Source organism: Actinophytocola sp. (assembly GCF_050699935.1).
In the GTDB taxonomy this organism is placed as follows: Bacteria; Actinomycetota; Actinomycetes; order Mycobacteriales; family Pseudonocardiaceae; genus Actinophytocola.
This window is the reverse complement of record NZ_JBOHGB010000230.1, coordinates 1-7,124: the sequence shown is the minus strand read 5'-3', so window position 1 is coordinate 7,124 and position 7,124 is coordinate 1. Positions and strand designations below refer to the sequence as shown.

Below are 7,124 nucleotides of genomic sequence, written 5' to 3'. Positions count from 1 at the left end.
GTGCTGCGCCGCCGGGCGCCAGCACACACGCCTGGCACGCTGGGCCGACCCCGTCGCCATGGCGGCGAGTTCGTTTTCGGTGACCCGGCCACCTGGGGTGAGCCGGACGTCAGCACCCACACCGACATCCTCGGCACGGTCGACTACTCGGCCTACATCAGCGAGACCGCGCTCCGCACCCCGTTCGGTGGCCCCGAGGGACACCGGAAGCAGCTCAAACACCTGCTGGGCGCAGGTGACCGCGGCATCGCCGTCCGGATCGTGCGCGAGCACCTGCCGGTGGGATTGATCAGCCACTCGTGGCTCTACATGACGTTCCCCAACACCACGCCCGTCGTGAACGTCGAGGTAGCCGAAGGCGGGGTCTACCTGCACGACGACCAGGCGGAGCCTTATACCAACGTGGTCACCAAGCTGGATCACATAGCCCTTCCCACCCGTGAAAGCCAAGCTATGCTCCGATCGATGCTGAAGGAGGTGTGATCATGGACTGGCGCAAGTCGAGCTTCAGCGGTTCTGGCGGCAACTGTGTGCAGGTCAGGCAGGATCTGGCGGCGCTCCGGGACAGCAAGAACCCCACCGGCCCCACACTGACCGCCGGCCTGTCCCCGCTGCTGGCCACCGTCAAGTCCGGCAAGCTGGACGGCTGAACGGACCGACGACTCCTCGGCTCCCGCACGTACCCACGTCGGGAGCCGAGCGTGTGTCCGGACCGGTCGACCCGCTAGCTCGTGATGTCCTTCGTGGCGAAGTTGGCCCACGACGCGCCGAAGAACACCACGATGTAGCCCGCCTGCAGCAGCAGGCCCCGGTCGATGTTGTGCCACAGGATGGGGTCGCGGAAGAAGTCGATCCAGGACAGCCAGTAGTTCGTCGGCAGGTACGGCTTGATCGGGTCGGCCGCGTCCAGCGTCTGCATGATCGAGCTCGCGATCAGCACCGCGAGCGAGGCCAGCGCGGCGCCGAGCGCGGAGTCGGACAGCGTCGACCAGAACAGCGCGATCGTGCCGAAACCGAGCATCGACACGACGATGTAGCCGACCGCGGCCAGCAGCCGGACCGCCAGCTCCTCGGGGCCGAGCGACGCGCCGGACAGCGACGTGACCGCCCCCGGCTGGCCGACCGCCTCCGCGCCGGTGCCGAACAGCGCCACGCCGACCGCGAGCGAGAAGACCACCACGACGAACATCGTGAGGACGATGTAGACGGTCAGCGCGGCCAGCTTCGCGGTGAGCAGCCGTAGCCGCCCGACCGGCCGGACCAGCAGGTAGCGCAGCGTGCCGGTGGCCGACTCGCCCGCGATCGCGTCCCCGGCGTACACGGCGACCGCCAGCGGCAGGAACACCGGCAGCACCATCGCGAGCGCCGCCGCCGGGTACAGCGAGCCGTTGTCCAGCACCGCGGACAGGAACGCGCCGCCCTGGCCCGGCGGCGGTGCGATGTCCGAAATGGACAGTAGGACGGCGACGAGTGCGGGCACCGCGCACAGCAGCAGGATCGACAGCCACACCCGCGGCCGCAGCACCAGCTTGCGCAGCTCGACGGCGATCACGGCGGGCCACCGATCCGGTCGCTGCCGTGCCCGGTCACGTCCAGCACGACCTGTTCGAGCGAGCGCCGCTCGTCGGCGATGGCCGCCACCCGAACGCCCTCGCCCACGAGCAGCTCGTTGAGCGCGGCGGCGTCGGCGTGGCGGACCACGAGGTGCTCGCCGTCTTGATCGACAAAGCGCTCGACGACCTGCCCGTCCAGCAGCGACGCGACCCGCGCCGCGTCGGGGCTGCGCACCAGCACGTGGCCGGTGGGCGCCCGCAGGTTCGTCAGGTCGTCCTGCAACACCAGCCGGCCGTGGTCGACGACGCCGACCCGGGTGCACAGCTGCTCCACCTCGCTCAGCAGGTGGCTGGACAGGAACACCGTGGTGCCGGCCTCGTTCAGCGCGGTCAGCAGGTCGCGGATCTCCCGGATCCCGCGTGGGTCGAGGCCGTTGGTCGGCTCGTCGAGGACCAGCAGCTCCGGCTTGCGTAGCAACGCGGCGGCGATCCCGAGGCGCTGCCGCATGCCCAGCGAGTACGTCCGCAGCGGCCGCCGGTCGATGCCGGCCATGCCCACCTGCTCGAGCGCCTCCTCGATCCGCCGCCCGCGGGTACGCCGTGGTCCGCCCGGGCCGGCGGCGTCGAACAGCTGGAGGTTGCGCCGGCCGGACAGGTGCGGGTAGGCGGCGGGACCCTCGACCAGCGCGCCGATGCGCGGGAGAACCGACCCGGAGCGGGCCGGCACGCGCTCGCCGAGAACCTCGATCTCGCCGCTGCTCGCGTAGACGAGGCCGAGCAGCAGGCGCACCAGCGTCGTCTTGCCGGAGCCGTTGGGGCCGAGGAAGCCGTACCGGTCGCCCGCCCGGACGTCGAGGTCGACGCCGTCCACGGCGACGACCCGGCCGTAGCGCTTGGTGAGCTCGCGGGTGACGATCATCGGAACCACTCGGGCAGCGACATGAGCTCGGTGGCGGCCCCGAGCAGGACGTCGGTCGTCGTCGTCCCGGCGAGCAGGTACCAGCGGCGGGAGACGTCCGAGTGGGCGATCACGACGGACAGCGGAGCGATGGACAGCCGGAGTGCCTCGCCCCGCGTGAGGTCCTCGCTCGTGCCGCCGGCGTTGGTGATCGCCTCGGCCGCATCGGCGCCGACGTGCCCGGGGACCGGCAGCGCGACGAACGCGGACAGGCCCCAGCCGTACACGCCGACCCCGCGCACGCCGCCCGCGTCGGCCTCGCGCAGCTCGCGCCCGGCGAGCCGGTCGGGGAGGCGGCCGCGGCCGAACGTGCCGAGCACGTCGCCGACGTCGGGCGCGGTCGCCACCGTGAACCCGCTGCCCGGCGCCTGCTTGGGGGTGAGCACGTCCGCGCCGGGGGTGGTGGCGTCGAGCTCCAGGAACTGGCTGTAGAGGATCGGGCGGTCCGCGTCGCGCGGGGTCAACTCCACCGCGACCGGCAGCCCGGTGTCCGGGTCGGCCCACATGTCGACGTGGCCGATCGTGGTGTCCGGGTCGGCGGGGGTGAGCCGCAGCCCGGCCGCGTGGTGCCCGGCGACCCGGCGGGCCGGCAGCGCGCCGACCGGGTCCTCCTGGGCGGCGACCAGCACGCGTCGGGCCAGCTCGGGTGGCAGCAGGTCGCCGGCGCGGGGCAGGCGCACGGGTGGCTCGCCGATCAGCCTGGTCAGCAGGTTCGCGCCGTAGTCCCAGGTGAACTCGCCCACCGGGGTGCGGTAGACGTCCCGCTCGCCGGCTCCGGCGACGTGGCCGGTCACGACGTCGAACCGCCAGCTCGACGGTCCCGCGTACCAGCTGCGGACGCGGGTGGTCGTGGTCAGCAGCGAGGTCACGTCCGCGACGTTGGGCAGCTCGGGGAGCGCGAGCGTGCCGGTGATCTCGGCGTAGCCCTGGTGGGGCCGGTCCGCCGAGGCGAGGATCCGGTCGCGCAGCGTGCCGGGATCGACCGGCGCCGCGGACGCGGGCAGCGAGCGCGGCACCTGCGGCACGAGCACGGCCACCGCGGCCAGGGCGGCGACGAGGGCCCAGCCCCGAACCGTCCGGTTCCGCACGACCGACACGGGCCTCACCTCCCGCACCTTTTGTACGCCTGGACAGCGTGGGATTCGCGTACGGCGGCGGAAGGCCAGGAAGGACGCCTTCCGGACGCTCAACGTCTGGAAGGCGTCCTTCCTGGCAGGGCAGACTGGTTCGGGCGCAGCCCCTCCGCGGCCTCGAGGAGACGCCGCGCGGCGTGCTCGTCCACGCCCGTCAGGTCGGCGGGGACCCGGGAGAACACCCGCGCGATGGCCGCCACCAGGTCGACCGCCGACTCCGCCGTCAGCTCGACGGCCACCCGCGCGGACGCCCCGCGGCCCGGGTTGACGAAGTCCAGGTTCAGCGTGTGGTCGGCGGCCTGCGCGTGGACCGGGTGGTCGAAGTAGACGGTCGTGGACGTCAACGGGAACCACCCGCTCGCGCCCTTGCCGCTGCCCGCGGTCGCGCTCTGCTCGGTCACGTAGGTGCACATCAGGCGTTCCCCTCCCCGGCCAGGTGACGGCCCAGGAACTCGCGCACGAGCCGCCAGCCCTCGACGGCCGCGGCCGGCCGGTACGCGGCCCGGTCGACGGCGAAGAACGCGTGGCCGGCGTTCTCGAAGTCGTGGAACTCGTGCGGCACGGCCCGCTCGGTCAGCAGCTCGTCGAGCCGCTTGACGTCCTGCGGCGTCGGGTTCTTGTCCTCGGCGCCGAACAGGCCCAGCACCGGGCAGGACAGGTCACCGAGCCGCGGCTCGATCGGCGGCACGGTCAGCCCGTACTCGGCCGGTGGCGGGGTCAGCACGAACGCGCCGTAGCAGTTGACCACCGCGTCGACGTCCAGGGCGCAGCCCGCGAGCAGGGACTGCCGTCCACCCGAGCAGAAGCCGATCGTGGCGACCCGGCCGTTGCCGGTCGGGTGGTCGCGCAGGTACGCCATCGCCCCCTCGACGTCACCGACCAGCCGCTCGTCCGGCACCCCGCCGGCGGCCCGCGAGGCGGCCGCCGCGTCGTCCGGGTCCGCGCCCGGCGCGTCCCGCTGGTGCAGGTTGGGGCACACGGCCGACCAGCCCCAGGTCGCGAACTTCCGGGTGATCTCCTTGGTCGCCTCGTCGTAGCCGGGCATGTGATGGATCACCACCACTCCGCCGCTCGGCGCGGCGCCCACCGGGTGGGCCGCGTACGCGTCGATCTCGTCGCCGCCGGCGCCGGTCACCGTGACGGTGCCGGCCGCGATTTCATCCCGCATGCTCACTCCCGAGAGTCGTTAGCAACAGCAACGACATGGAGCCTAGTGTCCCCCGCCGGAAGTATGTTTGGTAAGTCGGTGGATCCAGGTTTCTGCTGGCAAGGCGCCGATCCGCCCTCGAACCGGACCGTACTTGGGCGGATCGGCGACGCGTGCGCACCCGCCAGCCGTGGACCGTGTCGCCCCGCGCGGGCGCCGGGCTCAGCGCTTCGTGCGCGCGGTGGGCGTGGCCGTCATCGGGTCGTCCGGCCACGGGTGCTTGGGGTAGCGGCCGCGCAGCTCCGCACGGACCTGCTGGTACCCGTCGCGCCAGAAGGAGGTGAGGTCGCGGGTGATCGCGACCGGCCGGCCGGCGGGGGAGAGCAGGTGCAGCAGCACCGGCACGCGGCCGTCGGCGATCGTCGGGGTGGCCGTCCAGCCGAACGCCTCCTGGACCTTCACCGGCAGCACGGGCTCGTCGCCGTCGTAGTCGACCTTGATCCGCGCGCCGGACGGCACGGTCAACCGGTCCGGAGCGAGCTCGTCGAGCCGGGCGGCCGCCGGCCAGGGCAGCATCCGGCCGAGCGCGCCGTGCACGTCGACGCGTTCGAGGTCGGCCCGTCGCGTGGCACGGCCGAGCTCCGGGCCGAGCCAGACCGGGGCCGCGTCGAGCAGTGCCGCGTCGACCACGGGTGGCCACGGGTCGCCGATCGCCCGGTGCAGCAACGCGAGCCGCCGGCGCAGGCGGGTGGCGGCCTCGGTCCAGCGCAGCAGCCCGACGCCCTCCCCGCGCAGGCCGTCGAGCAGCGCGTCGCGCAGCCGGTCGCGGTCCGGGTCGGCCAGCCGACGCTCACGCAGCACGATCGCGCCGAGCCGGGACACGCGGCGGGCGACCACGTCACCGTCCACCCAGGCCACCTCGTCCACAGTGGACAAGAGGGCCGGCGCGGCGCGCTCGGCGAGCGCCTGGTCGGCGCGGGCGGCGAGGCGGATCTTCCCCTGCGCACGCCCGGGTTGCCGGTCCGCGCTCGCGACCGCGAGCCACTCGGCGCCGGCCTCCCGGTCCAGCTCCGCCGCGGTCCCGCCGGCCATCAGGTACACCCGCGACCCGGGCGCGCGGCGGCGCGCCAGCCGCTCGGGGTGGGCGAGCGCGACGACGAGCGCGGGGTCCGCACCGCCAGGAAGGACGCCTTGCTGACGTTCGACGTCTGGAAGGCGTCCTTCCAGGCTCTCCAGCGCGGCGAGCCGGCGGACCTCGCGGCGCCAGCGGCGTGCCCGGTCGCCCGCGTCGTCCCGGCGCAGGTGGCGCAGCGCGTCCTCGACGTCCCACGTGGTGGCGAGCGTGTCGTCGTCGAGCAGGGCGACGACCTCGGCCGCGGCGGTGGCCCCGGTCGCCGCCGCGCCGTCGAGCAGTGCCCTGGCCAGGCGCGGATGCAGGCCGATGCCGGCGATGCGCCGTCCGCGCTCGGTGACCGCGCCGGTGCCGTCCAGTGCGCCGAGGGCGGTGAGCACGGCCCGGCCGGCGGCGAGCGCACCGGGCGGCGGCGCGTCCCACCAGTCGAGCCCCGCGCCGTCGGGGGTGCCCCAGCAGGCCAGTTCGAGCGCCAGCCGCGTGAGGTCCGTCGTGCGGATCTCCGGGTCCGGCTGGGCGGGCAGCGTGGCGTGCTCGTGCTCGGGCCAGCAGCGGTACACCCGCCCGGCGGCCTCCCGCCCGGCGCGGCCGGCGCGCTGCTCGGCGACCGACGCGGAGACCCGGGTGGTGACCAGCCCGGCGAGCCCGCGCCGGTGGTCCATTGTGGACATGCGGGCGAGCCCGGAGTCGACGACCGCGTGCACGCCCGGAACGGTCAGGCTGGACTCGGCGACCGCGGTGGCGAGCACGACCCGCCGCCCGGCGCCGGGCCGCAGCGCGGCGTCCTGCCGCGCGGTGGGCAGCCGGCCGTGCAGGGGCAGGACGGTCACGTCCCCGTCGCCGAGCAGCGCCGCGGTCCGGGCGATCTCCCCGGCGCCGGGCAGGAAGGCGAGCACGTCACCGTCCGATTCGGACAGTGCGGTCCGGACACTCCGGGCCACGCGGCCCTCGATGCGCTCACCCCGGACCGGCGGCGTGTGGGTGACCGTCACGGGGTGGGTGCGCACGTGTGCGCGCACCACGGGCGTGCCCGGCCCGAGCAGCTCGGCGATCCGGTCGGTGGCGACGGTCGCGGAGGCGGCGAGCAGCCGCAGGTCCGGGCGCAGGCCCGCGCGGGCGTCGAGGAGGAGCGTGAGCAGCAGGTCGGCGTCGAGGTGGCGCTCGTGGCACTCGTCGAGCAGGACGACGTCCACGCCGGGCA

General features: G+C 74.4%; 8 protein-coding genes. 2 read left to right on the top strand and 6 right to left on the bottom strand.

Annotated features, from left to right (window positions below):
• Both ACRDTB_RS36495 and ACRDTB_RS36490 read left to right on the top strand, forming a co-directional pair.
• Window positions 1–483, top strand: a 483-nt coding sequence (locus ACRDTB_RS36495) for a Scr1 family TA system antitoxin-like transcriptional regulator (RefSeq protein ID WP_431436818.1), incomplete at its 5' end; no start/stop codon positions are given.
• A 2-nt stretch (window positions 484–485) separates the two neighbouring features.
• On the top strand, window positions 486–650 hold the full coding sequence (locus ACRDTB_RS36490; protein WP_431436817.1) for a DUF397 domain-containing protein: 165 nt from the start codon (window positions 486–488) through the stop codon (window positions 648–650).
• A 74-nt stretch (window positions 651–724) separates the two neighbouring features.
• On the opposite strand, the gene ACRDTB_RS36485 is transcribed toward ACRDTB_RS36490, so the two are convergent.
• The 6 genes from ACRDTB_RS36485 to hrpB all read right to left on the bottom strand — a co-directional run.
• Window positions 725–1,552 carry an ABC transporter permease gene (locus tag ACRDTB_RS36485; RefSeq protein ID WP_431436816.1) on the bottom strand — a complete coding sequence of 276 codons (828 nt, stop codon included), beginning with the start codon at window positions 1,550–1,552 and terminating at the stop codon, window positions 725–727.
• Window positions 1,549–2,472, bottom strand: coding sequence for an ABC transporter ATP-binding protein (locus ACRDTB_RS36480; RefSeq protein WP_431436815.1), 924 nt, complete (start codon window positions 2,470–2,472; stop codon window positions 1,549–1,551). The genes ACRDTB_RS36485 and ACRDTB_RS36480 overlap by 4 nt, the downstream gene beginning before the upstream one ends.
• Entirely contained in the window at window positions 2,469–3,608 is a 1,140-nt protein-coding gene (locus ACRDTB_RS36475) for a hypothetical protein (protein WP_431436814.1), read from the bottom strand. Before ACRDTB_RS36475 ends, ACRDTB_RS36480 begins: the two co-directional genes overlap by 4 nt.
• 89 nt (window positions 3,609–3,697) lie before the next feature.
• Entirely contained in the window at window positions 3,698–4,057 is a 360-nt protein-coding gene (locus ACRDTB_RS36470; RefSeq protein WP_431436813.1) for a DUF6295 family protein, read from the bottom strand.
• The gene (locus ACRDTB_RS36465) at window positions 4,057–4,812 is read right to left on the bottom strand and encodes a dienelactone hydrolase family protein (protein ID WP_431436812.1); all 756 of its coding nucleotides are present in this window, start codon (window positions 4,810–4,812) and stop codon (window positions 4,057–4,059) included. Before ACRDTB_RS36465 ends, ACRDTB_RS36470 begins: the two co-directional genes overlap by 1 nt.
• A gap of 201 nt (window positions 4,813–5,013) precedes the next feature.
• Window positions 5,014–7,124: ATP-dependent helicase HrpB (gene hrpB, locus ACRDTB_RS36460; protein WP_431436811.1), on the bottom strand; the 2,111-nt coding region annotated here is incomplete at its 5' end.

Coding starts and splice junctions, on each gene's coding strand:
- ACRDTB_RS36490 (WP_431436817.1), top strand. CDS start 486: ATGGACTGGCGCAAGTCGAGCTTCAGCGGTTCTGGCGGCAACTGTGTG.
- ACRDTB_RS36480 (WP_431436815.1), bottom strand. CDS start 2,472: ATGATCGTCACCCGCGAGCTCACCAAGCGCTACGGCCGGGTCGTCGCC.
- ACRDTB_RS36470 (WP_431436813.1), bottom strand. CDS start 4,057: ATGTGCACCTACGTGACCGAGCAGAGCGCGACCGCGGGCAGCGGCAAG.
- ACRDTB_RS36465 (WP_431436812.1), bottom strand. CDS start 4,812: ATGCGGGATGAAATCGCGGCCGGCACCGTCACGGTGACCGGCGCCGGC.